Here is a 21,650-nt window from a genome sequence, read left to right on the forward strand (position 1 = left end):
GTCTGCGTTTTGCAATCCGTGAAGGCGGCCGTACAGTAGGTGCGGGCGTAGTAGCGAAGATCCTGGCGTAATAGTCCGGATATAGAAAAGGGCTCCTCTGGAGCCCTTTTTGTTTTCTAGCCTTCATTTGCCAGCGGGCTGCGTCAATTCCGCAGACGCTATTTTGTTCAGTCGAAAATCCACATAGAACCCTGTCACAAAATTAGTTCTAACACACTCGCGTAAAGCATTGCTTGCAACTAGTCTTAGTTTATTTTCAGAGATTCAAACAAGTGTTTGAACATCATTTCAGTTTCTGTTAAAAATAACTCATCGTACCAGAAGGAGAGTTGTCATGAGTATTTACCAAGCGCCGTTAGCTGATATGCGGTTCAACCTGTTTCAGCTGTGGAAAGTGCAGCAATTTTGGTCAGGGAATAACATACTCAGCGAGCGAATTGAAGCCGACACAGCAAGCGCTATTTTAGATGAAGCTGGTAAGGTCACGGCTGAACTGATAGCGCCAAAGGCGCAACTAGCTGATGAAACGGGAGTGCAGTGGCAGGTAGGAAATGTCACAACGCCTGAACATTACAAAGTGAATTACCAGCAACTGTGCGAGGGCGGATGGACAGCATTATCTGGCGACCCTGAATACGGCGGTATGGGCATGCCAAAATCTTTGGCTACTTTGTACGAAGAGATGATGTGCAGCGCAGATATCGCATTTTCATTGTATTCAGGTTTAACCGCAGGGGCCTGTGTAACTTTACTTCAGTATGCTGATGAAACCACTAAGCAACATATTCTGCCAAGGCTTTATAGCGGGGAGTGGTCAGCGACGATGTGCCTGACTGAAGCACATGCAGGTTCAGACTTGGGAATTATGCGCACCCAGGCAAAGCCACAAGCGGATGGTAGTTACCTAATCAGTGGTAGTAAAATCTTTATTACAGCCGGTGAACATGATCTGACAGATAATATTATTCATCTGGTATTGGCGAAGTTGCCAGACGCGCCCGCAGGTTCTCGTGGGATCTCTTTGTTTCTTGTACCTAAGTTCATGCTAGATACGAACGGCCATAAAACAGAGTTGCGAAACTCACTGCAATGCGGTTCGGTCGAACACAAAATGGGTATTCATGCATCGGCGAGTTGTGTAATGAATTTCGATGACGCCAAAGGATATTTACTTGGCGAGCCGAATAAAGGTCTGGCGGCGATGTTCACCATGATGAACTACGAACGCCTTGCAATGGGCAGCCAAGGGGTCGGGGCCGCAGAACGGGCATTTCAAAATGCCAGGCTTTATGCCAATGACCGGCTGCAAGGTCGAGTTGTTACAAAAGATGCAAACAAAGCAGATCCTATTATTCAGCATCCGGATGTACAGCGCATGCTGCTAACTGCAAAAGCGCTGACCGAAGCCGGTCGCAGTTTTTCTGTGTATGTAGCGCACCAATTAGATCAAGCTAAGTTTGGTGAAGATCAAAATGCCTTGGCAGTTGCCAGCCTGCTCACCCCAGTAACCAAAGCATTCCTTACGGATCGGGGCTTTGATAGCTGCGTTATGGCACAACAGGTATTTGGTGGTCATGGTTATATAAAAGAATGGGGTATGGAGCAGTGGGTTCGTGATGTAAGGATTGCTCAAATTTATGAAGGTACCAATGGGATCCAAGCCTTAGACTTTGCTGGACGCAAGCTCTTTGCTGATGGTGGTGCAGCAATCCAACAAATTTTGCAAGAGATTGCGGCCGGCCTGAGTGTGAGCCCGCAGCCTGCGTTGTCAGAGTTATTAAATCAGTATCAAGTGCTAATTGGCAGCTTAGCGCAGCAGAAAGAGGCACTTCCATCGTTGTTACAATCACATGCCTGTGACCTGTTGGACCTAACCGGATATCTGTTGTTCGGCCACATGTGGAATAAAACACTTGCTGCGCTCGGGGATTGCATTGAAGGCGAAGAGTTTATCGCGTCAAAACGGCAAACAGCTGACTTCTACTTTAGCCGCATTATGCCAAAGGCTTATGGATACCTTCATATCGTTCAGCAATCACTTTCAGCGATTAATCCTTCATTGATCTAGTCACCCAGCAAAAACTGAGCCCGTATCTGCGGGCTCAGTCTATTTGTCCGCTGAGTTGTTCAAAAATAAAACAGACGCTTGTTTTTCTCAAAGGATTGCGTATAATGCGCGTCCAGCCTTGGCTTAGACTCAGGCTGGCACTCGGTACAAACAGCTACAACATTGATTGTTGCGTCGTGTCCCAGTGCACAACAGGACCTTCGATTGGAAGGTCAATGTAACATGGTGCAAAGGCGTCATTCCGTTTGGAATATGACTGCCCTTGTTTATTTTTGCTCTTTTTGCTCTTTGAGGCTTTGATTTATGAGTAATCAAAGGATTCGCATCCGTCTGAAAGCGTTCGATCACCGTTTGATCGATCAGTCAACTATGGAAATCGTTGACACAGCTAAGCGTACGGGCGCGCAGGTTCGTGGTCCTATCCCACTTCCGACTCGCCAGGAACGTTTCACTGTATTGATTTCTCCTCACGTCAATAAAGATGCACGTGATCAGTACGAAATCCGTACCCACAAGCGTTTAATCGACATCGTTGAGCCAACAGAAAAGACTGTTGACGCACTGATGCGTTTAGATCTGCCTGCTGGCGTTGACGTTCAAATCAGCCTGGGCTAATCAGACAGGTTTTTAGAGAGGTTTAGGATATGGCTATCGGTCTAATCGGTCGTAAAGTGGGCATGACTCGCATCTTCACTGAAGATGGCGTATCAATCCCAGTAACCGTAATCGAAGCAACACCAAACCGCGTTACTGCCATCAAAACGCAAGACGTTCATGGCTATAGCGCACTGCAAGTGACTGCTGGCACTGTAAAGGCAAGCCGCCTGAACAAGCCAGACGCTGGTCAGTTTGCAAAAGCTGGTGTTGAAGCCGGTCGTGGTCTGTGGGAATTCCGCCTGCAAGATAACGAAGGCGCTGACATTCAAGTCGGCAGCGAGATTACTGTTGAAGTTTTCGCAGAGACGAAAAAAGTTGATGTCACAGGCACATCAAAAGGTAAAGGTTTTGCCGGTACTGTAAAGCGCTGGAATTTCCGTACTCAGGATGCAACTCACGGTAACTCTCTGTCACACCGTGTACCAGGTTCAATTGGTCAAAACCAATCACCAGGTAAAGTATTCAAAGGTAAAAAAATGGCCGGCCATATGGGTGCAGAGCGTGTAACAGTCCAGTCTCTGGAAGTTGTACGTGTTGATGCAGCACGCAACATTCTGTTAGTGAAGGGCGCTGTCCCTGGTGCTATCGGTGGTGATGTGATTGTTAAACCAGCGGTCAAAAGCTAACGTCTGGAGGAGATGAGTGATGGAATTAGCATTAAGAGACGCTAAAGGCGTTCTTGAAGTTTCCGAAGCTACCTTTGGACGTGAGTTCAATGAAGCTCTGGTACATCAGGTAGTAGTTGCATACGCAGCTGGCGCCCGTCAAGGTACCCGTGCTCAACTGACCCGTTCAGAAGTACGCGGTGGCGGTAAGAAGCCATGGCGCCAGAAGGGTACTGGTCGTGCCCGTGCTGGTACAATCCGTAGCCCAATTTGGCGCGGCGGTGGTGTGACGTTTGCGGCTAAGCCACAAGATCACAGCCAAAAAGTTAACAGAAAAATGTATCGCGGCGCGATCATGAGCATTCTTTCTGAATTAGTTCGTCAAGACCGTTTATTGGTTGTTGAAAACTTCAATGTTGAAACACCAAAAACTCAGGAACTGGCAGCTAAATTAAAAGCGATGGAACTGAAAGATGTTCTGATCGTTACTGCAGAAGTTGACGAGAACCTGTTCTTATCAGCTCGCAACCTGTACAAGGTTGACGTGCGTGATGTTCACGGTATCGACCCAGTCAGCTTAATCGCCTTCGACAAAGTGTTGATGACTGCAGCTGCAGTTAAACAAATCGAGGAGATGTTAGCATGATCCGTGAAGAACGTTTACTGAAGGTGATTCTGGCTCCGCACGTATCTGAGAAGAGCACGATTGCGGCAGAAACCAACAACACAGTCGTGTTCAAAGTATCAACCACGTCTACTAAAGCAGACATTAAAGCTGCCGTTCAGAAACTGTTCGAAGTGGAAGTAGTTGGTGTTCGCACTGTTAACGTTAAGGGTAAGACCAAGCGCACTGGTATGCGTACTGGCCAACGTAGCGATTGGAAAAAAGCTTACGTTACTCTTAAAGAAGGCAGCGAGCTCGATTTAGTTGGCGGCGCTGAGTAATAAGAGGAGTTAGGAAATGGCACTTGTTAAGTGTAAACCTACGTCACCAGGTCGTCGCCACGTTTTAAAAGTGGTCAACCCAGACCTGCACAAAGGCAAGCCATATGCGCCTTTGTTAGAGAAGAACACAAAGACTGGTGGTCGTAACAACCACGGTCGTATTACGACTCGTCACATCGGTGGTGGCCACAAGCAACATTACCGTTTAGTTGACTTCAAGCGTAATAAAGACGGTATCCCGGCTAAAGTTGAGCGCCTGGAATACGATCCAAACCGTACTGCTAACATCGCTCTGGTGTTGTATGCAGACGGCGAGCGTCGTTACATCCTGGCACCAAAAGGCTTAAAAGCTGGTGATGTAGTTCAGTCTGGTATGGATTCACCAATTAAATCTGGTAACACCATGCCACTGCGTAACATCCCAGTGGGTCAAATCGTTCACAACATCGAACTGAAGCCAGGTAAAGGCGGCCAGTTAATGCGTTCAGCTGGTGCTTTTGCCCAGATCCTGGCGCGTGACGGTGCATATGTCACTCTGCGTCTGCGCAGCGGTGAAATGCGCAAAGTGCTGGCTGATTGCCGTGCAACTATCGGTGAAATCGGCAACGCCGAACACATGCTGCGCCAGTATGGTAAAGCAGGTGCAATGCGCTGGCGCGGTGTACGTCCAACGGTTCGTGGTGTTGTAATGAACCCGGTAGACCACCCACACGGTGGTGGTGAAGGTAAATCTTCTGGTGGCCGTCACCCGGTTACACCATGGGGTGTACCAACCAAAGGTTACAAGACCCGTGCGAACAAGCGTACAGACAAGTTCATTGTCCGTCGTCGTGACAAATAATTTAATGTGAGGAATTGCCATGCCACGTTCTCTCAAGAAAGGTCCATTTATCGACCTTCACTTGCTGAAGAAGGTAGAGAAAGCGTTGGAAAGCGGTGACAAGAAGCCTATCAAGACTTGGAGCCGTCGTTCAATGATCATTCCACAAATGATCGGTTTGACCATCGCTGTCCATAATGGTCGTCAACATGTACCGGTAATCGTCTCTGAAGAGATGGTTGGTCACAAGTTAGGTGAGTTTTCACCAACTCGTACATACCGTGGTCATGCAGCCGACAAAAAGGCCAAGAAACGCTAAGGGGTAAATAAATGCAAGCATTAGCAAAACATAAATTTGCCCGTTCATCTGCTCAGAAAACTCGTTTGGTTGCTGACCAAATCCGTGGTCTGACAGTTGGTAAGGCGTTAGATGTTTTAACCTACAGCCCGAAAAAAGCGGCTGAGCTGGTTAAAAAGGTTCTTTTATCAGCCATTGCGAACGCAGAACACAATGAAGGCGCCGATATCGACGCTCTGAAAGTGAAAACTGTGTTTGTTGACGAAGGTCCGTCAATGAAGCGGATTAAGCCACGTGCCAAAGGCCGTGCTGACCGTATCGTCAAGCGTACCAGCCACATTACTGTGGTTGTAGCTGATAACTAGGAGTGAGAAATGGGACAGAAAGTACATCCTAATGGTATTCGCCTAGGTATCACTAAGCCTTGGAGCTCAACCTGGTACGCGAATACAAAAGATTTCCCGGATTTCCTGGTTGGTGACTTTAAAGTTCGTCAGTATCTGACAAAAGAACTGAAAGCTGCTTCAGTAAGCCGGATCGATATTGAACGTCCTGCGAAAAGCATCCGTGTGACTATTCACACTGCTCGTCCGGGCGTGATCATCGGTAAAAAAGGTGAAGACGTTGAAAAACTGCGCAAAGCTGTCGCGACTATCGCTGGCGTGCCTGCACAGATCAATATCTCTGAAATCCGTAAGCCAGAACTGGATGCCAAGTTAGTTGCTGATTCTATCAGTAGCCAGCTTGAACGCCGCGTAATGTTCCGTCGCGCTATGAAGCGTGCAGTACAGAACGCTATGCGTTTAGGCGCGAAAGGTATCAAAGTTCAGGTTTCTGGCCGTTTAGGTGGTGCAGAAATCGCACGTGATGAGTGGTATCGTGAAGGCCGTGTGCCGTTACACACTCTGCGTGCTGATATCGACTACTCAACATCAGAAGCTTTGACTACTTACGGTATCATTGGTGTTAAAGTTTGGATCTTCAAAGGCGAGATCCTGGGTGGTTTACCACTGGCCAACAACAATAACGCCAACAACGACAAACAGCCTAAGGCGCCGAAAAAACCGGCTCCACGTAAGGCTAAGTAGGAGTATTGAGCGATGTTGCAACCAAAACGTACTAAATTTCGTAAAGTGCACAAAGGACGCAACCGCGGCTTAGCCACCTCTGGTGACAAAGTAAGCTTCGGTACCTTCGCACTGAAAGCAGTTGAACGTGGTCAAATGACTTCACGTCAAATTGAATCTGCACGTCGTGCCATGACCCGCGCCGTAAAACGTGTTGGTAAAATCTGGATCCGTGTGTTCCCAGACAAGCCAATGACGCAAAAACCACTCGAAGTTCGTATGGGTAGTGGTAAAGGTAGCGTGGAGTACTGGGTATGCCAGATTAGACCTGGCAAAGTCCTGTACGAAATGGACGGTGTGTCGGAAGAACTGGCTCGTCATGCATTTGCATTGGCTTCTGCCAAACTTCCATTTAAGACAACCTTTGTAACGCGGACGGTATTGTGATGAAAGCCAGCGAACTGAAAGCAAAAAGCGTAGAAGAGTTAAACGCTGAATTACTGGGTCTTTTACGTGAGCAGTTCAACCTGCGCATGCAAGCGGCTACAGGTCAGTTAGCTCAAACTCATTTGCTGAAAACGGTGCGTCGCGATATCGCACGTGTAAAGACCATCTTAACTGAGAAGGCAGGTGCGTAATGAGCGAATTAAACACCCGTACTCTGCAAGGTAAAGTGATTAGCAACAAAATGGACAAGTCTATTGTTGTTGCTATCGAGCGCAACGTGAAACACCCGATCTACGGTAAGTTCATTACGCGCACTACCAAGCTGCACGTACATGACGAAGCTAACGTATGTAAAGAAGGCGATATCGTGACTATTCGCGAGTGCCGTCCTCTTTCTAAAACCAAGTCTTGGACTCTGGTTGCGGTAGTAGAGTCAGCATCTTAATTCCTTTTGGAATTTTGCCGAAAAAAAAAGCGGTCCTTTTATGGGCCGCTTTTATTTTGAGCTACCACTTTGCAGAAAGGGCTGTTATAATCTCGCGCCCTCATGTAGGGGTAGTAAATTGAAAAAACAGCGTTATCCGAAAGGGTAATAGTAGTGGAATAGCGGAGCACTAAGATGATCCAGATGCAATCTATGCTGGAAGTCGCAGACAACAGCGGCGCGCGCAGCGTAATGTGTATTAAGGTCTTAGGTGGTTCGCATCGCCGTTATGCAGCTATCGGTGACGTCATCAAGATCACTGTCAAGGAAGCAATTCCTCGCGGCAAGGTCAAAAAAGGTGACGTTCTGAATGCTGTGGTGGTGCGTACACGCAAAGGCGTACGCCGTCAGGACGGTTCATTGATCCGTTTTGATCGCAATGCAGCTGTGTTGTTAAACAACAAGCTGGAACCGATCGGCACACGTATTTTTGGACCGGTTACCCGCGAACTTCGTGGTGATAAATTCATGAAGATCGTTTCTCTGGCCCCAGAAGTACTGTAAGGAGTCACAATGGCTAGCAAAATCCGTCGTGATGATGAGGTAGTTGTTCTTACTGGTAAGGACAAAGGTAAACAAGGCAAAGTCACTAAAGTATTAGTTGATGAAGGTCGTGTTTATGTTTCAGGTGTGAACCTGGTTAAGAAACATCAGAAGCCGGTTCCGGCCCTGAATGTTCCAGGTGGCATCGTTGAAAAAGAAGCCTCAATTCACGTATCAAACGTAGCGATTGTTAACCCAGCAACGGGTAAAGCAGATCGCGTTGGTTTCCGCTTTGAAGATGGCAAGAAAGTTCGCTTCTTCAAATCGAATAATGAAAAAATCTAAATAGCTATTGGAGTAATACGATGGCGAAACTGCATGAAATTTATAAAGACACCGTAGTTCCGGAACTGTTTAAACAGTTCGGCTACACCAGCGTCATGCAAGTCCCTCGGATTGTCAAAATCACACTCAATATGGGTGTTGGTGAAGCTGTTGCTGATAAAAAAGTTTTAGAAAACGCTGTTGCTGATTTGACCGCTATCTCTGGTCAAAAGCCACTTGTTACTAAAGCCCGTAAATCAGTTGCTGGTTTCAAGATCCGTGAAGGCTACCCTATTGGTGCCAAAGTGACCCTGCGCGGCGAGCGTATGTGGGATTTCCTGGAACGTCTGGTATCGATCGCTATTCCGCGTATCCGTGACTTCCGTGGTGTAAACCCTAAATCGTTCGATGGCCGTGGTAACTATTCTATGGGCGTTCGTGAGCAAATCATTTTCCCAGAAATCGATTACGACAAAGTAGATGCGGTACGTGGTTTAGATATCACTATCACTACTACTGCTCGTACCGATGACGAAGGACGTGCATTACTTGCCGCGTTTAACTTCCCATTTAAGAAATAAGGTATAGGGTCATGGCAAAACAATCAATGAAAGCACGTGAATTAAAGCGTGCACAACTGGTAGCCAAATACGCTGAGCAACGTCATGCGCTGCGGGACGCTATTGCTAATCCAGCGACTTCTGACGAAGACCGTTGGGCTGCAGTTCTGAAGCTGCAAACGTTACCGCGTGATTCAAGCCCTGTGCGTCAACGTAACCGTTGCCGTATCACTGGCCGTCCACACGGGTACCTGCGTAAATTCGGCATGAGCCGGATCAAGGTCCGTGAAGCAGCAATGCGCGGTGAAATTCCTGGCCTTCGTAAGGCCAGCTGGTAAGAATCACGGGAGTAACAGCTATGAGTTTGCAAGATCCAGTAGCGGATATGTTTACTCGCATCCGTAACGGCCAAGCTGCCAAAAAAGTTGCGGTTAAGATGCCATCTTCAAAACTGAAGATTGCAATTGCGAAAGTATTAAAAGACGAAGGTTACATCGAAGATTTCGCTGTTTCTGCTGATGTAAAAGCAGAACTGGAAGTTACTTTAAAGTATTTCCAGGGCAAATCAGTTATTGAAACTATCGATCGTGTTAGCCGTCCAGGCCTGCGTATCTATAAGAAACGCGGCGAGTTACCAAAAGTAATGGGTGGTTTAGGTGTGGCTATCGTGTCTACATCTAAAGGGCTAATGACTGACCGTGCTGCACGCAAGGTTGGTATCGGTGGCGAAATCATCGGCTACGTAGCGTAACGGAGGTAGTAATCTATGTCTCGTGTAGCTAAAGCCCCCATCGCCCTGCCTACAGGTGTGTCAATCACACTGAATGGTCAGAACGTGGCGATCAAAGGCAAAAACGGCGAGTTGACGTTAAACGTTAACGCAGCAGTTGAAATCGTTGTTGATGGTAACGTTGTTCGTACCAATCCTCGCGACGGTTTTGAAGGCGCTAACGCTCAAGCGGGTACCGCTCGTGCGTTAATAAACAACCTGGTTGTTGGTGTTTCTGAAGGTTACACCCGCAAACTGGAATTAGTTGGTGTTGGTTATCGTGCGAAAGCTGAAGGCAAGGTTCTGAACCTGTCTCTGGGTTTCTCACATCCGGTTGCTTTTGAAGTTCCGGCTGGTATCACGATTGAAACTCCTTCTCAGACTGAAGTTCTGGTGAAAGGTGCTGACAAACAACTGGTTGGCCAAGTCGCTGCGAACATCCGGGCGTACCGTAAACCAGAGCCATATAAAGGCAAAGGTGTCCGTTACGCGAACGAAAACGTGCGTCGTAAAGAAGCCAAGAAAAAGTAAGGTAGAGCGATGGATAAGAAACTTGCTCGTCTGCGCCGCGCGAAACGCGTTCGCAGAAACATTATCGAACAAGGTGCGAACCGCTTGGTTGTACATCGTACACCACGCCACATTTACGCTCAGCTTATCGCACCAAATGCTGAAGTGATCGCTGCAGCTTCTACTGTTGAAGTTTCAATCCGCGAAGCACTGAAGTACACCGGTAACGTAGATGCTGCTAAAGCTGTAGGTAAAGCAATCGCTGAACGTGCACTGGCTAAAGGCGTGACTGCTGTTGCCTTTGACCGTAGCGGTTTCCAGTATCATGGTCGCGTTCAAGCTTTAGCGGACGCGGCGCGTGAAGCCGGTCTTCAATTCTAGGAGTAGATCATGGCTAACGTAGAAGCTAAACAACAATCTGATTTACAAGAGAAGCTGGTTGCTGTGAACCGTGTGTCTAAAGTAGTTAAGGGTGGCCGGATTTTTTCCTTCACTGCTCTGACTGTTGTGGGCGACGGTAACGGCCGTGTAGGCTTCGGTTACGGTAAAGCGCGCGAAGTACCAGCTGCTATTCAAAAAGCAATGGAAAAAGCACGTCGTAACATGACTCAAGTTGAGTTAAATGGTAACACTCTTCATCACCCGGTTAAGGGGGTACACGCTGGTTCAAACGTGTACATGCAACCGGCGTCTGAAGGTACCGGTATCATCGCCGGTGGTGCAATGCGCGCTGTGTTAGAAGTAGCTGGCGTACAGAACGTACTGTCAAAATGCTACGGCTCAACCAACCCAATCAACGTAGTTCGCGCTACTGTCAACGCCCTGTCTGCGATCAAATCGCCAGCTCAGGTTGCTGCGAAACGTGGCCTACGCGTTGACGACATTCTGGGGTAATTTGCCATGGCTCAAAAGACTATTAAAGTAACCCAAATCAAGTCAGGCATCGGCCGTCTGCCGAAGCACAGAGCGACTCTGGTTGGTTTAGGCTTACGCCGTATTGGTCACACTGTAACACTGGAAGATACTCCTTCAGTGCGCGGTATGATCAACGCAGTGTATTACATGGTTAAGGTTGAGGAGTAAGCGATGTTATTAAATACACTTTCTCCGGCTCCAGGTTCGAAAAAAGAGAAGCGCCGTTTAGGTCGTGGTATCGGCTCTGGCTTGGGTAAAACCGCTGGTCGTGGTCACAAAGGTCTGAAGTCTCGTTCAGGCGGTAAAGTACGTCCTGGTTTCGAAGGCGGTCAAATGCCTCTGAAACAGCGTCTGCCTAAGTTCGGTTTCACATCATTAAAAGGTCTGGTGTCTGCTGAAGTGCGTCTGCACGAGCTGGCTCTGGTTGCTGGTGATGTTGCTGATCTGAGCACTCTGACCGAAGCGAACGTAATTGCACGTAACATCAAGTTTGCAAAAGTAGTTCTGTCTGGTGAGCTGGCTCGTCCAATCACTGTGAAAGGTCTGCGTGTAACGAAGGGTGCTCGTGCTGCGATCGAAGCCGCTGGCGGTAAAGTCGAAGAATAATAAGGATAGTACGCGATGGCTAAACCAGGTCAGGACTTAAAAAGCGCCAAAGGCGGCCTCAGTGAACTGAAGGCTCGTCTGTTGGTGGTGCTTTTTGCCGTAGTCATTTTCCGACTAGGCTCATTTGTGCCAATTCCTGGAATTGACGCCACCGTGCTAGCTCAATTATTCGAGCAACAAAAAGGTACCATCGTTGAAATGTTTAACATGTTCAGCGGTGGTGCCCTTGAGCGTGCATCTGTGTTTGCACTCGGTATAATGCCTTACATCTCTGCTTCTATTATTGTTCAACTGTTGACGGTGATGCACCCGAAAATGGCTGAACTGAAGAAAGAGGGTGAGGCTGGCCGACGTAAAATTAATCAGTATACACGTTACGGTACCTTGGGACTGGCCACTGTTCAGGCGGCCAGTATTGCAACAGGTTTACCAAATATGATGCCTGGCCTGGTTATTAATCCAGGTTTTGGTTTCTATCTGATTGCTGTGATTAGTCTTGTCACTGGCACCATGTTTTTAATGTGGTTGGGTGAGCAGGTTACTGAACGCGGTATTGGCAATGGTATTTCGTTGTTGATCTTCACTGGTATTGTTGCTGGCTTCCCGTCTGCCGTAGGCCAGACGATTGAGATGGCACGTCAAGGCGATATGCACTTTTTGTTACTGTTGTTTATTGCGGTTATCGTAGTGGTTGTAACCTGGTTCGTAGTTTTCTTCGAACGTGGTCAGCGACGCATTGTGGTGAATTATGCGAAACGTCAGCAAGGCCGTCAGGTCTATGCTGCGCAAAGCAGTCATTTGCCGCTTAAAGTCAACATGGCTGGCGTTATTCCACCGATCTTCGCATCAAGCATCATCTTGTTCCCAGGAACAATTGCTACCTGGTTTGGTACAGGTGATGGTATGATAGCTAACTTTTTCCAAGAGCTGGCTTTGATGCTGTCTCAGGGACAACCGTTGTATATTATTTTATATGCTGCGGCTATCGTGTTCTTCTGTTTCTTTTACACAGCGTTGGTGTTTAATCCACGTGAAACGGCAGACAACCTGAAAAAATCTGGCGCCTTTATTCCGGGTATTCGCCCTGGTGAGCAGACGTCTAAATACATTGATAAAGTGATGACACGCCTGACCTTAGCTGGCGCGGCATACATTACCTTTATCTGTTTGGTTCCTGAGTTCATGATGGTTGCACTCGATGTGCAATTCTATTTCGGCGGTACATCTTTACTGATTATTGTCGTCGTGATTATGGACTTTATGGCACAGGTACAGACCCACTTGATGTCGCATCAATACGAGTCTGTGCTTAAAAAAGCAAACCTTAAGGGCTTCGGTCGTTAAGGTAATATTGCGGAGTTAAGTTATGAAAGTACGAGCTTCCGTTAAGAAGATCTGCCGTAACTGCAAAGTTATCAAGCGCAACAACGTTGTGCGGGTAATTTGTGTAGAGCCTAAGCACAAACAACGTCAAGGCTAACAGCAGAAACATTAGGTCAGGGCTGAACTATTTGGTTTGGCCCGGACTTATTGTTGCAATATGGCCGCCGTTTGAGTATCCTTACGGGCTTTTCAAATCGGCACCCTTAAACTCATTTATAGGAGAACGTTAGTGGCCCGTATCGCTGGCATTAACATCCCCGATAATAAACATGCGGTCATTTCTTTGACCTATGTTTTTGGTATCGGTAAGACCCGCTCAAAAGCCATCCTGGCAGCAGTGGGCATCGAAGAAAATCGTAAAATCTCTACGTTATCTGACGCAGAGCTCGATACTCTTCGTGACGAAGTTGCGAAGTACACCGTTGAAGGTGACTTACGCCGTGAAATCACGTTAAACATCAAACGTTTGATGGACCTTGGTTGCTACCGTGGCCTGCGTCATCGTCGTAGTCTGCCGGTTCGTGGTCAGCGCACTAAAACTAACGCGCGTACCCGCAAGGGCCCACGCAAAGCAATCAAGAAATAAAACGGGGTAAAACATGGCTAAAGCACCAGTTCGTACTCGTAAACGGGTAAAAAAGCAAGTTTCTGACGGTATGGCTCATATCCATGCGTCTTTCAACAATACCATCGTCACGATTACCGACCGTCAAGGCAATGCTCTGTGCTGGGCAACTGCAGGTGGTTCAGGTTACCGTGGTTCGCGTAAGTCTACGCCGTTTGCTGCACAGGTTGCTGCTGAGCGTGCTGGTACTGCCGCGTTAGAATATGGTCTGAAGAATCTTGAAGTGTTCGTTAACGGTCCTGGTCCAGGTCGCGAATCAGCCATTCGTGCGCTGAACGCCGCTGGCTACCGCATTACGAATATCACCGACGTGACGCCAATTCCACACAATGGTTGCCGTCCACCGAAAAAACGTCGCGTGTAACAAGCGCTTCTAAGATTATTGGAGAAAGAAGATGGCAAGATATTTGGGTCCTAAGCTCAAACTGAGTCGTCGCGAAGGAACAGACCTGTTCCTGAAAAGCGGCGTCAGAGCAATCGATTCAAAGTGTAATTTAACAACTGCTCCAGGTCAGCACGGCGCTCGTCGCGGTCGCTTATCGGACTACGGTTTACAATTACGCGAAAAACAAAAAGTACGTCGTATTTATGGCGTATTAGAGAAGCAGTTCCGTAACTATTACAAAGAAGCTGCTCGTTTGAAGGGTAACACCGGCGAAAACCTGCTCCAGTTGTTGGAATCACGTCTGGACAACGTAGTGTATCGCATGGGTCTGGCAAGCACGCGTGCAGAAGCACGTCAGTTAGTCAGCCACAAAGCTATCATGCTTGATGGCCGCGTTGTGAATATCCCATCTTACGCTGTGTCACCAGAACAAGTGATCGCTGTTCGCGAAAAAGCGAAGAAGCAAGCACGTATCGTTGCTGCTTTAGAAGTCGCTGAACAACGTGAAAAACCAACTTGGGTTGAAGTTGACACGAAAAAGATGGAAGGCACTTACAAGCGTCGTCCAGAGCGTTCAGATTTGTCTGCTGACATCAACGAACAGTTAATCGTCGAGCTTTACTCTAAGTAGTAAGGCATTTTCTTAAGAGAGGATACAATGCAGGGTTCTGTCACCGAATTCCTTAAGCCGAGATTAGTTGGTATCGAAAAAATCAACCCAACTCGTGCCAAAGTTACTTTGGAACCACTTGAGCGCGGTTTCGGGCATACCTTGGGCAACGCGTTACGTCGGATCCTTTTATCGTCTATGCCAGGTTGTGCTGTGACGGAAGTGGAAATCGACGGCGTGCTTCATGAGTACAGCGCCAAAGAAGGCGTACAAGAAGATATCATCGATATCCTTTTGAACCTGAAAGGCTTAGCCGTTCGTTTGGAAGACAAAGACGAAGTCACTCTGACTTTAACCAAAAAAGGTGCTGGCCCTGTAACTGCTGGAGACATCCAGCGTGGCGACGGTGTGGTTATCGTAAATCCGGAACACGTGATCTGTAACCTGACTGGCGAGACTGAGTTCAGTATGCGCCTGAAGGTACAACGTGGTCGCGGTTACGTGCCTGCATCAGCCCGAGTGTCCTCTGAAGATGACGAACGTCCAATCGGTCGTTTGTTACTCGATGCGTCTTTCAGCCCGGTTGAGCGTATTGCTTATTCGGTTGAAGCTGCACGGGTTGAACAGCGTACTGACCTGGACAAACTGGTAATCGACATGGAAACCAACGGCACTGTTGAGCCGGAGGAAGCAATTCGTCGTGCTGCGACTATTCTGGCTGAACAGCTGGAGTTCTTCGTAGAACTGCGCGACAAGAGCGAGCCAGAAAAACGTGAAGAGAAGCCGGAGTTTGATCCGATTCTGTTACGTCCTGTCGATGATCTGGAATTAACAGTTCGTTCTGCCAACTGTCTGAAGGCAGAGCAGATTCAGTACATTGGTGATCTGGTGCAACGTACCGAGGTTGAGCTTCTGAAGACGCCTAACCTGGGTAAAAAGTCACTTACCGAAATCAAAGACGTGTTGGCGTCACGTGGGTTATCTCTGGGCATGCGCCTGGAAAACTGGCCGCCAGCAAGTTTGGTAAATAAAGACTAACCAGATACCAGTTCCTGGTTTAGTGAGAAGGAATAGATCATGCGCCATCGCAAGAGTGGTCGTCAGTTAAACCGGAACAGCAGCCACCGTCAGGCAATGTTCCGCAATATGGCAAGCTCGCTGGTGAAGCACGAAATCATCAAAACGACTCTGCCAAAAGCAAAAGAGTTACGCCGTGTAATCGAACCTCTGATCACACTGGCTAAAAATGATAGCGTTGCAAACCGCCGTTTAGCTTTTGCCCGTACACGTGATAAAGAAGTTGTTGGTTTACTGTTCAACGTTTTAGGCCCGCGTTACAACGCGCGTCCAGGTGGTTACACTCGTATTCTGAAGTGTGGCTTCCGTACTGGTGACAATGCACCAATGGCATACATCGAGTTAGTTGACCGTCCAGAAGTGGGCGCTCTGCCAGTTGAAGAAACTGCTGCTGAGTAATCAGCTCGATATTAAAAAGCCGGCGTCAGCCGGCTTTTTTTTGCAAATTTTTGATGCAGTGACAAACTCGGTTCTGCTCCTTAGCTGCTGGTATTTTCAATAAGTTGTTTTGCCTGGCCAACATGTCCGCCACATCTCCCCGCTGTTGTAAGGCTGTAGACTTAGCAGCCAACTGTACGAGTTTTGCTGTAACCACCGAGCTGCTGAGTTGTCGAAGTGACAACCTACTGCCTCGTCAGCTTACAGCGCTAGTGCTGCCTGCCGGAGATCTCATTTACGCTTTGGTCTAATTTTCACACTCTACCCCGCACAAAGCCTAATTGGCTTGCCAGCTGGAGCATGGCTAACGACTTTACTCCGCTTCGTGTAGAACACTGGTTAAAATTGTCGGCATTTCCTCGACAAAGTGCTGCGCTGCACCAACACTGAAAGGCTGAGCTGGCTTGGTGTGAGCGTGATGGAATTGCTAAGAAACTGGTTATTACACAGACCCTATATCCAAAGTGTCGCACTGCTGCTGGTGTTGGGGAATAGCGTTTTTTTGCTGGCCAGCCAGAGCCTATGGTGGTTATTACAGCCGGCAGCATTGTGGTCGCTGCCAGTGCTCAGCGTGGTGCACCTGTTGCTGAGTGGACTACTGGTGTCAATGCATCGCTGGCTATTTGACCTCAGTGCTCAGGCGCACGCTCAGCAACAGTCAGAGTTAGAACTGACCAGTCGGGTGGACGAATTATTACAGGACGCTTATTTACCGCTCAGCCGCGACAGCAGTTTACCCGACCGCTTGGTGTTGTTGCGCCAGACGCTGCAGCATCAGCTGCGGCGTGAACAGGAGATCCGGCAACTGGTGCGGGTACAAGGTCTGGTCGATCACGAACTTGCCATCGGCAACCGGATCTATTTTGAAAGCAAACTCCAACACTACTTACTTGATCCGGCCGAACCACAATCCGGCGCGTTATTTTTGATCCAGCTCAGCCATCCGGAACTCAGTGTTGGCCCCAACGATGCTATACAACGGTTGGCCGGCAGTGCGGATTTAATTCAGCAACTGGTCAACCACCTTGCAATGTCTGTTCTGGCCCGTGTAGCCGACGCCGATTTGGCATTGCTGATCCCTGGGATGGAACAAAAAGACGCAGAGCAGCTTGGCGACCGATTGGCGATGGTATTGAGCCGAGCCAGCTTTTTTGCCGGCTATGAAGACTTTGATCTGGTGCATCTGGGTTACGTGATTTATCAGCAGGGGCAAACCAGCTATCAGGTGATGTCAGAAGCGGATATGGCGTTAAAAACCGCACAGTTGCAGGGACCCAATGCGGCTTTTGGGTTTTATCCGGAGCATAAACCCAAAATTAAGGGGTCAGTCTGGTGGCGAACTGAACTGGGCAACGCCCTCAGAGAGCACCGCTTTCTATTAAGTTTCCAGCCAGTTTTCTCCTGGCAGCAACATGACATTATTCAGCATGAGGTACTGGTCCGCTTACAAAGCAGTGATGGTGATAAATTAGCGGCAGCTGTATTTCTGCCGATGGCGGTGAACTGCGGGTTAACGGCAGCGCTAGACCAGTATGTACTGAGCAAAGCAGCAAAGCTTTGTCAGTTGGAACAAAAGATGGGGGTGCGCTGCAGTGTGAATATGACTGTGGAGTCCTTACTCAATCAGGATTTCATGCAATGGCTGCAGCATAGTCTGCAGACGGGCCAACTGGTGGCCTCCCAGCTCGCGCTTGAAATCGACGAATACCATCTGATTAAGCAATATAAGAAATTGAAGCCGAAGTTGGTTCGGCTGCAACAGCAGGGATTTAGTCTGATCATTGACCATGTCGGCTTAAACATCAGCCCTTGTCAGTATCTGACAGAATTGCCTGTGGAGGCCGTGAAGTTGCATGCATCTGTGGTTCGGCATATCGACAGCCAGCTGGAGCAACAGTTATTTATCCGCGGCTTGGTGGCCAGTCATCAGGCCCGTGGCGTCAAAGTGATCGCCACCGGCGTCGAATCACAAGCGGAATGGCAGATGTTGCAGAAGTTAGGTGTCAATGGCGCGCAGGGGTTCTACTTCAGTCAGCCGTTAGCCGAACTGATGCCACAGGCGCAGCTCAGCTGATTTAATCTGCTGATATTGTGCTGGCGTGATGCGGTTTTGGTGTAACAAACCATCGAGCCCCTGTAAGCCCCCACTATGGAAAAATACCAGCCGTTGGCCGGCTTGAATGCGCCGCTCGCTCAACGCAGTCAGCAGAGTGTGCAGTGCCTTGCCGGTATACACCGGCTCCAGTGGCAGATCCTGCTCACTGAGCTGCAAACAGAGCTGCAAAGTTTCGTCGTCAAATTGGCCATAACGCTGACCACTGCAATCTGGTATCAGTTGCCAATTGCGGTGATCCGGTGCCAAAGCGGCAATTTTTCCGGCGAGACTGGCGTCTTTCACCACAGTGATCCCCCAAACCGGTATTTGCGGGTGCCCCAGTGCCAGTCCGGCCACAGTGCCGCCACTGCCGGTGGCGCAACAGATGAGGTTCGCCGCGCCGGCCGGGGTGTGGTGTAGTAGCAATTCAGCGACCCCCTTTACCCCTAAAGTAGCGGTGCCACCTTCTGGCACCAACAGCCAATCCGCAAATTGTTGCTGCAATGTCGTCAGATAATCTGACTGCTGGCGTAGCCGGTACTGCTGCGGGCTGACAAAACTCAGCTGCATACCTTGTTCCTGACATGCAACCAAGGTTGGATTCAGCACAGCGCTATCGTGACGCACAATTGCATGCGTTTGAAAGCCAAAGGCTTTTCCCGCAGCAGCGACAGCAGCTAAGTGGTTGGAAAAGGCGCCGCCAAAGGTCAGAATTCCCGTTTTTTCATATTGTTGTATATGCTGAATATGGTACTTTAGTTTCAACCATTTATTGCCTGCGATCGCTGGCACACGGCACTGCAGATGACAAATCCACAACTCTGTCTGGTGTTGCGTCAAGATTGGCAAATGGATTTGTTGCCAGTGTTGTTGATAAAACGGTGTGTTCACAGATGCAGCCAGACCCGGCATAACCAGACCAACAAGATGTCAGAGTGTTTGCATGATACAGAAATTTGCCCGGATATTCCGCAGCCAGGCGGGGCGACTTCAAGTGCCTACGCATGTTGCTGCGATTTATTTGCAGCCTGAGCAGCTGAAACTGGTGTTACTGCAAAGTAGCGACCGCACGTTGGTCAAAGTTGAAACCGTCCGGCTGGCTGACGATGGCAAACTGGTCTCAGCCTGTCTACAGCTCGCTGCCGAACTGCCAAAAAATACCCCCCTGTGCCTCGTGCTGAGCTCGGATCGCTACCAATTATTACAGTTAGACAAACCCGCGGTGGCCGATGCAGAGATGTTACAGGCCCTGCCATGGCAAATTCGTGATCTGGTCAATTATGCGCCCGATGATTTAGTGCTCGACTATTGTGATGTCGCAGAGCAAACCAATCAAAATCAGTCTCGTATTCAGGTTGTTGCCACTCAGCGCAGTTTCCTGGCACCGATCTGCAAAGCGTTACAGCAGCAACAGGTATCGCTACAAAACATTCAGCCGGATGAATGGCTGGCGCGCAACCTGCTTCCGGTGCAGCCACAGGCCGTGTTAATACTCAGCCATCAGCCGGGTCAGGACGTCAATATTCAGATTGTGCGCGACGGCATGTTATACGTCAGCCGTAAATTGCGCGGTTTTCAGCGAATTGATCAGATGTCGTTTGGCGATCTTAGTCGTGGTTTGCTCGATAACCTGTTATTAGAAGTGCAGCGTTCGCTGGACTTCTTTGAAGGTCAAATGCGTCAGCCGCCGGTGAAAGAAATCTTGTTTTTGCTCGCGACGCCGGAGCTGTCGGCTATCGTGCAATATTTTGTGCAGAATGGTTTCACTCAGGTGCGGGCGATGGATTTATCAGCACGGATGCCAGGTATCAGCCTGGCTGAGCAAGGTGAGTACTGGTTACCGCTGGCTGGGGCGCTGGAATTGTTGCTGAGTGCGGAGAGTCCACTTGAAACAACGCATTAATTTATATCAGCCGTCATTACAACCGGTGCAGCATCGTTATGCACTGGCCGGGTTAGTGCGCAACTGTGTGATCATTGTGGTGCTATTTGCACTTGGTGTTGGTGGCCTGCAGTTTCAGTTGCAGCAGCAGCAGCGCCAACTTGCCAGCATGAACCAAGCGGTACAGCAGAAGACAGAAGAACTGACGAATCTGCAACAAGCGCTGGATAACCGGCAGCCGGAACAATCGTTGGTGTTGCAAGTGGAGCAGCTGAATACCGAAATTAGCCAAAAGCAGCAGCTGTTGCAGTACCTGACGACCGATCAGCAAGCCAGTAGGCCCGCTTTTGCCGCAGTCATGCAGCAACTGAGTGCGCAGGATTTGCCACAGTTTTGGTTGCGCAGTTTTCGCCTCGGCAAGCAGGGTATTGAATTTGATGGCGTGACACGGGACGCCGCGTTGGTACCGCGTTGGTTGCAACAATTAGGTCAAAGTGCGTATTTCAGTGGTCAGCATTTTTCCAGCGTCGGCTTACAACCATTGCAACAAGATTACCTGCAATTCCATGTCAGCAGTGTGGCGTCGTCACAAAGTGCGGAGATGCCGAAATGAGCCAATGGCAACAACTCAGTGAACAGTATTTACAGCTGCAACTGCGTGAGCGACGGCTGATTTATCTGGCTAGTCTGGTGCTGTTATTGTGGCTCGGGGCTTTGTATGCGGTTGAGCCATTATGGCAATCGCTACAGGCCAGCAAACAACAGCAGAAATTGGTGTTGCAACAAATGGCGCAACTACAGCAACAGGTCGACACTGTGCTGCAGGTTCTGAATACCGACCCAAATACGCAGATCCGTACCCAGATTAGTCAGAGTGAGCAAAAACGTGACGAGCTCAGTCAGCAAATTAAGCAGCTGACCGGCCGGTATGTCAGTCCGGAGCAGATGTTGCCGTTATTGCAGGATGTGCTGAAAAGCAGTCCTGGCGTGAAATTGCTGCGGATGCGCAGTCTGCAGGCGGAGCCGGTCAGTCTGGCACCCGCGCCACAGGTTGCCGCTCCGGCTACAGCGGTGGCTACGCCAGGTCAGAGCGTGCCTGCAGCACCTTTGTTGTATCTGCATAAAACTGAAATCAGTTTTAGTGGCCAATATGCGCAGCTGCAGCGGTTATTGCAGCAGCTGGAACAGCTGCCGTGGCAGCTGCACTGGCATCAGTTAGAGTACAAAGTATCAGAACACCCTCAGGCCGAACTGCGGCTGGAACTGGAGACTATCAGTGAACAAGCCGATTATCTGCGGATTTAGTCTGCTGCTGGCCAGCTTTGCCAACCTGGCAGCGGCTTCCAGCGATCCGACAGCGCCAGACGTCGTGCTGGCCGCCGATCCGTCTGTCACCGCAAGTGTGCAGGCAGTGCCCAAGCTGAGTCTGATCCGGCAGGAAGGTAAAGAACGGCTGGCGGTGCTTGATGGTCAGCAGCGACGGGTCGGCGCCATGCATGGTCAGTATAAAGTGCTGTCGATCGGAGCGGGTACCGTGATATTAGCGCAGGGGCAACGTCAGCTGACGTTGCAGTTATTTCCTCCAATGAAAAAGTAG

36 protein-coding genes are annotated in these 21,650 nt (G+C 49.0%); 35 read left to right on the plus strand and 1 reads right to left on the minus strand.

The genetic code is table 11. From position 1 onward, the window contains the following. From ACFFJP_RS00005 to ACFFJP_RS00155, 31 genes are all read left to right on the plus strand, one after another. Window positions 1-71 (plus strand): EF-Tu C-terminal domain-related protein (locus ACFFJP_RS00005; protein WP_377243332.1); only part of this gene is annotated, 71 nt, incomplete at its 5' end. Window positions 72-334: 263 nt separating this feature from the next. Next, a complete protein-coding gene (locus tag ACFFJP_RS00010) occupies window positions 335-2,068 on the plus strand; it encodes an acyl-CoA dehydrogenase family protein (protein WP_377239228.1) in 1,734 nt (577 codons plus the stop codon). 303 nt (window positions 2,069-2,371) lie between these two features. After that, window positions 2,372-2,683, plus strand: coding sequence for a 30S ribosomal protein S10 (rpsJ, locus tag ACFFJP_RS00015; protein ID WP_008899121.1), 312 nt, complete (start codon window positions 2,372-2,374; stop codon window positions 2,681-2,683). Window positions 2,684-2,712: 29 nt separating this feature from the next. Beyond that, complete coding sequence (rplC, locus tag ACFFJP_RS00020; RefSeq protein WP_031568323.1) at window positions 2,713-3,351, plus strand: 50S ribosomal protein L3; 639 nt, start codon at window positions 2,713-2,715, stop codon at window positions 3,349-3,351. A 19-nt stretch (window positions 3,352-3,370) separates the two neighbouring features. Further along, window positions 3,371-3,976 (plus strand): 50S ribosomal protein L4, encoded by a 606-nt coding sequence (gene rplD, locus ACFFJP_RS00025; protein ID WP_377239230.1) that lies wholly within the window; start codon window positions 3,371-3,373, stop codon window positions 3,974-3,976. Continuing rightward, window positions 3,973-4,275 (plus strand): 50S ribosomal protein L23, encoded by a 303-nt coding sequence (rplW, locus tag ACFFJP_RS00030; protein WP_377239231.1) that lies wholly within the window; start codon window positions 3,973-3,975, stop codon window positions 4,273-4,275. The genes rplD and rplW overlap by 4 nt, the downstream gene beginning before the upstream one ends. A gap of 16 nt (window positions 4,276-4,291) precedes the next feature. Beyond that, window positions 4,292-5,116: a 50S ribosomal protein L2 gene (rplB, locus tag ACFFJP_RS00035; protein WP_377239232.1), complete on the plus strand. Its 825-nt coding sequence runs from the start codon at window positions 4,292-4,294 to the stop codon at window positions 5,114-5,116. Between the two features lie 19 nt (window positions 5,117-5,135). Next, window positions 5,136-5,414, plus strand: a complete 279-nt coding sequence (rpsS, locus tag ACFFJP_RS00040; protein ID WP_031568319.1) for a 30S ribosomal protein S19 — start codon at window positions 5,136-5,138, stop codon at window positions 5,412-5,414. Window positions 5,415-5,425: 11 nt separating this feature from the next. Continuing rightward, window positions 5,426-5,758: a 50S ribosomal protein L22 gene (rplV, locus tag ACFFJP_RS00045; RefSeq protein ID WP_377239233.1), complete on the plus strand. Its 333-nt coding sequence runs from the start codon at window positions 5,426-5,428 to the stop codon at window positions 5,756-5,758. Window positions 5,759-5,767: 9 nt separating this feature from the next. Next, window positions 5,768-6,481 carry a 30S ribosomal protein S3 gene (gene rpsC / locus ACFFJP_RS00050; RefSeq protein ID WP_031568317.1) on the plus strand — a complete coding sequence of 238 codons (714 nt, stop codon included), beginning with the start codon at window positions 5,768-5,770 and terminating at the stop codon, window positions 6,479-6,481. Between the two features lie 12 nt (window positions 6,482-6,493). Further along, the gene (gene rplP, locus ACFFJP_RS00055; RefSeq protein ID WP_377239234.1) at window positions 6,494-6,907 is read left to right on the plus strand and encodes a 50S ribosomal protein L16; all 414 of its coding nucleotides are present in this window, start codon (window positions 6,494-6,496) and stop codon (window positions 6,905-6,907) included. Then, complete coding sequence (gene rpmC, locus ACFFJP_RS00060) at window positions 6,907-7,098, plus strand: 50S ribosomal protein L29 (RefSeq protein WP_031568315.1); 192 nt, start codon at window positions 6,907-6,909, stop codon at window positions 7,096-7,098. Before rplP ends, rpmC begins: the two co-directional genes overlap by 1 nt. After that, window positions 7,098-7,352 (plus strand): 30S ribosomal protein S17, encoded by a 255-nt coding sequence (rpsQ, locus tag ACFFJP_RS00065; protein WP_031568314.1) that lies wholly within the window; start codon window positions 7,098-7,100, stop codon window positions 7,350-7,352. Before rpmC ends, rpsQ begins: the two co-directional genes overlap by 1 nt. A gap of 174 nt (window positions 7,353-7,526) precedes the next feature. After that, complete coding sequence (rplN, locus tag ACFFJP_RS00070; protein ID WP_377239235.1) at window positions 7,527-7,895, plus strand: 50S ribosomal protein L14; 369 nt, start codon at window positions 7,527-7,529, stop codon at window positions 7,893-7,895. Window positions 7,896-7,904: 9 nt separating this feature from the next. Next, window positions 7,905-8,219: a 50S ribosomal protein L24 gene (gene rplX, locus ACFFJP_RS00075; RefSeq protein ID WP_377239236.1), complete on the plus strand. Its 315-nt coding sequence runs from the start codon at window positions 7,905-7,907 to the stop codon at window positions 8,217-8,219. A gap of 20 nt (window positions 8,220-8,239) precedes the next feature. Then, window positions 8,240-8,779: a 50S ribosomal protein L5 gene (rplE, locus tag ACFFJP_RS00080; RefSeq protein WP_031568311.1), complete on the plus strand. Its 540-nt coding sequence runs from the start codon at window positions 8,240-8,242 to the stop codon at window positions 8,777-8,779. An 11-nt stretch (window positions 8,780-8,790) separates the two neighbouring features. Further along, a complete protein-coding gene (gene rpsN / locus ACFFJP_RS00085) occupies window positions 8,791-9,096 on the plus strand; it encodes a 30S ribosomal protein S14 (RefSeq protein WP_031568310.1) in 306 nt (101 codons plus the stop codon). Window positions 9,097-9,116: 20 nt separating this feature from the next. Continuing rightward, on the plus strand, window positions 9,117-9,509 hold the full coding sequence (rpsH, locus tag ACFFJP_RS00090; RefSeq protein WP_377239237.1) for a 30S ribosomal protein S8: 393 nt from the start codon (window positions 9,117-9,119) through the stop codon (window positions 9,507-9,509). 15 nt (window positions 9,510-9,524) lie between these two features. Next, a complete protein-coding gene (gene rplF / locus ACFFJP_RS00095; RefSeq protein WP_377239238.1) occupies window positions 9,525-10,058 on the plus strand; it encodes a 50S ribosomal protein L6 in 534 nt (177 codons plus the stop codon). Between the two features lie 9 nt (window positions 10,059-10,067). Then, the gene (rplR, locus tag ACFFJP_RS00100; RefSeq protein WP_377239239.1) at window positions 10,068-10,418 is read left to right on the plus strand and encodes a 50S ribosomal protein L18; all 351 of its coding nucleotides are present in this window, start codon (window positions 10,068-10,070) and stop codon (window positions 10,416-10,418) included. Window positions 10,419-10,427: 9 nt separating this feature from the next. After that, window positions 10,428-10,931, plus strand: coding sequence for a 30S ribosomal protein S5 (rpsE, locus tag ACFFJP_RS00105; RefSeq protein ID WP_377239240.1), 504 nt, complete (start codon window positions 10,428-10,430; stop codon window positions 10,929-10,931). A 6-nt stretch (window positions 10,932-10,937) separates the two neighbouring features. Continuing rightward, window positions 10,938-11,120: a 50S ribosomal protein L30 gene (gene rpmD / locus ACFFJP_RS00110; RefSeq protein ID WP_377239241.1), complete on the plus strand. Its 183-nt coding sequence runs from the start codon at window positions 10,938-10,940 to the stop codon at window positions 11,118-11,120. Window positions 11,121-11,123: 3 nt separating this feature from the next. Continuing rightward, window positions 11,124-11,558: a 50S ribosomal protein L15 gene (gene rplO / locus ACFFJP_RS00115; RefSeq protein ID WP_377239242.1), complete on the plus strand. Its 435-nt coding sequence runs from the start codon at window positions 11,124-11,126 to the stop codon at window positions 11,556-11,558. Between the two features lie 15 nt (window positions 11,559-11,573). Further along, complete coding sequence (gene secY, locus ACFFJP_RS00120; protein WP_377239244.1) at window positions 11,574-12,902, plus strand: preprotein translocase subunit SecY; 1,329 nt, start codon at window positions 11,574-11,576, stop codon at window positions 12,900-12,902. 22 nt (window positions 12,903-12,924) lie between these two features. Further along, window positions 12,925-13,038, plus strand: coding sequence for a 50S ribosomal protein L36 (gene rpmJ, locus ACFFJP_RS00125; protein WP_082335860.1), 114 nt, complete (start codon window positions 12,925-12,927; stop codon window positions 13,036-13,038). 132 nt (window positions 13,039-13,170) lie between these two features. Further along, window positions 13,171-13,527, plus strand: coding sequence for a 30S ribosomal protein S13 (rpsM, locus tag ACFFJP_RS00130; RefSeq protein ID WP_031568301.1), 357 nt, complete (start codon window positions 13,171-13,173; stop codon window positions 13,525-13,527). Between the two features lie 13 nt (window positions 13,528-13,540). Then, window positions 13,541-13,930: a 30S ribosomal protein S11 gene (gene rpsK / locus ACFFJP_RS00135; RefSeq protein ID WP_031568300.1), complete on the plus strand. Its 390-nt coding sequence runs from the start codon at window positions 13,541-13,543 to the stop codon at window positions 13,928-13,930. Between the two features lie 31 nt (window positions 13,931-13,961). Beyond that, window positions 13,962-14,582: a 30S ribosomal protein S4 gene (gene rpsD / locus ACFFJP_RS00140; protein ID WP_377239245.1), complete on the plus strand. Its 621-nt coding sequence runs from the start codon at window positions 13,962-13,964 to the stop codon at window positions 14,580-14,582. A gap of 27 nt (window positions 14,583-14,609) precedes the next feature. Beyond that, the gene (locus ACFFJP_RS00145; RefSeq protein ID WP_031568298.1) at window positions 14,610-15,599 is read left to right on the plus strand and encodes a DNA-directed RNA polymerase subunit alpha; all 990 of its coding nucleotides are present in this window, start codon (window positions 14,610-14,612) and stop codon (window positions 15,597-15,599) included. A 39-nt stretch (window positions 15,600-15,638) separates the two neighbouring features. Beyond that, on the plus strand, window positions 15,639-16,037 hold the full coding sequence (gene rplQ, locus ACFFJP_RS00150; RefSeq protein WP_377239246.1) for a 50S ribosomal protein L17: 399 nt from the start codon (window positions 15,639-15,641) through the stop codon (window positions 16,035-16,037). A 457-nt stretch (window positions 16,038-16,494) separates the two neighbouring features. Continuing rightward, window positions 16,495-18,150 carry an EAL domain-containing protein gene (locus ACFFJP_RS00155; RefSeq protein ID WP_377239247.1) on the plus strand — a complete coding sequence of 552 codons (1,656 nt, stop codon included), beginning with the start codon at window positions 16,495-16,497 and terminating at the stop codon, window positions 18,148-18,150. Here the strand turns inward: ACFFJP_RS00155 and ACFFJP_RS00160 are convergent. After that, window positions 18,115-19,062, minus strand: a complete 948-nt coding sequence (locus tag ACFFJP_RS00160) for a 1-aminocyclopropane-1-carboxylate deaminase/D-cysteine desulfhydrase (RefSeq protein WP_377239248.1) — start codon at window positions 19,060-19,062, stop codon at window positions 18,115-18,117. The two genes, ACFFJP_RS00155 and ACFFJP_RS00160, sit on opposite strands and share 36 nt — an antisense overlap. Before the next feature lie 52 nt (window positions 19,063-19,114). Between ACFFJP_RS00160 and ACFFJP_RS00165 the strand changes: the two genes are divergently transcribed. The 4 genes from ACFFJP_RS00165 to ACFFJP_RS00180 are packed head-to-tail and all read left to right on the plus strand — an operon-like array spanning window position 19,115 to window position 21,650. Next, window positions 19,115-20,074, plus strand: a complete 960-nt coding sequence (locus ACFFJP_RS00165) for a hypothetical protein (protein ID WP_377239249.1) — start codon at window positions 19,115-19,117, stop codon at window positions 20,072-20,074. Next, window positions 20,058-20,666 carry a PilN domain-containing protein gene (locus tag ACFFJP_RS00170; protein ID WP_377239250.1) on the plus strand — a complete coding sequence of 203 codons (609 nt, stop codon included), beginning with the start codon at window positions 20,058-20,060 and terminating at the stop codon, window positions 20,664-20,666. Before ACFFJP_RS00165 ends, ACFFJP_RS00170 begins: the two co-directional genes overlap by 17 nt. Next, a complete protein-coding gene (locus ACFFJP_RS00175; RefSeq protein WP_377239251.1) occupies window positions 20,663-21,358 on the plus strand; it encodes a hypothetical protein in 696 nt (231 codons plus the stop codon). The genes ACFFJP_RS00170 and ACFFJP_RS00175 overlap by 4 nt, the downstream gene beginning before the upstream one ends. Further along, a complete protein-coding gene (locus ACFFJP_RS00180; RefSeq protein ID WP_377239252.1) occupies window positions 21,330-21,650 on the plus strand; it encodes a hypothetical protein in 321 nt (106 codons plus the stop codon). Before ACFFJP_RS00175 ends, ACFFJP_RS00180 begins: the two co-directional genes overlap by 29 nt.

It is taken from the genome of Rheinheimera tilapiae, assembly GCF_042432165.1.
Classification (GTDB): Bacteria; Pseudomonadota; Gammaproteobacteria; order Enterobacterales; family Alteromonadaceae; genus Pararheinheimera; species Pararheinheimera tilapiae.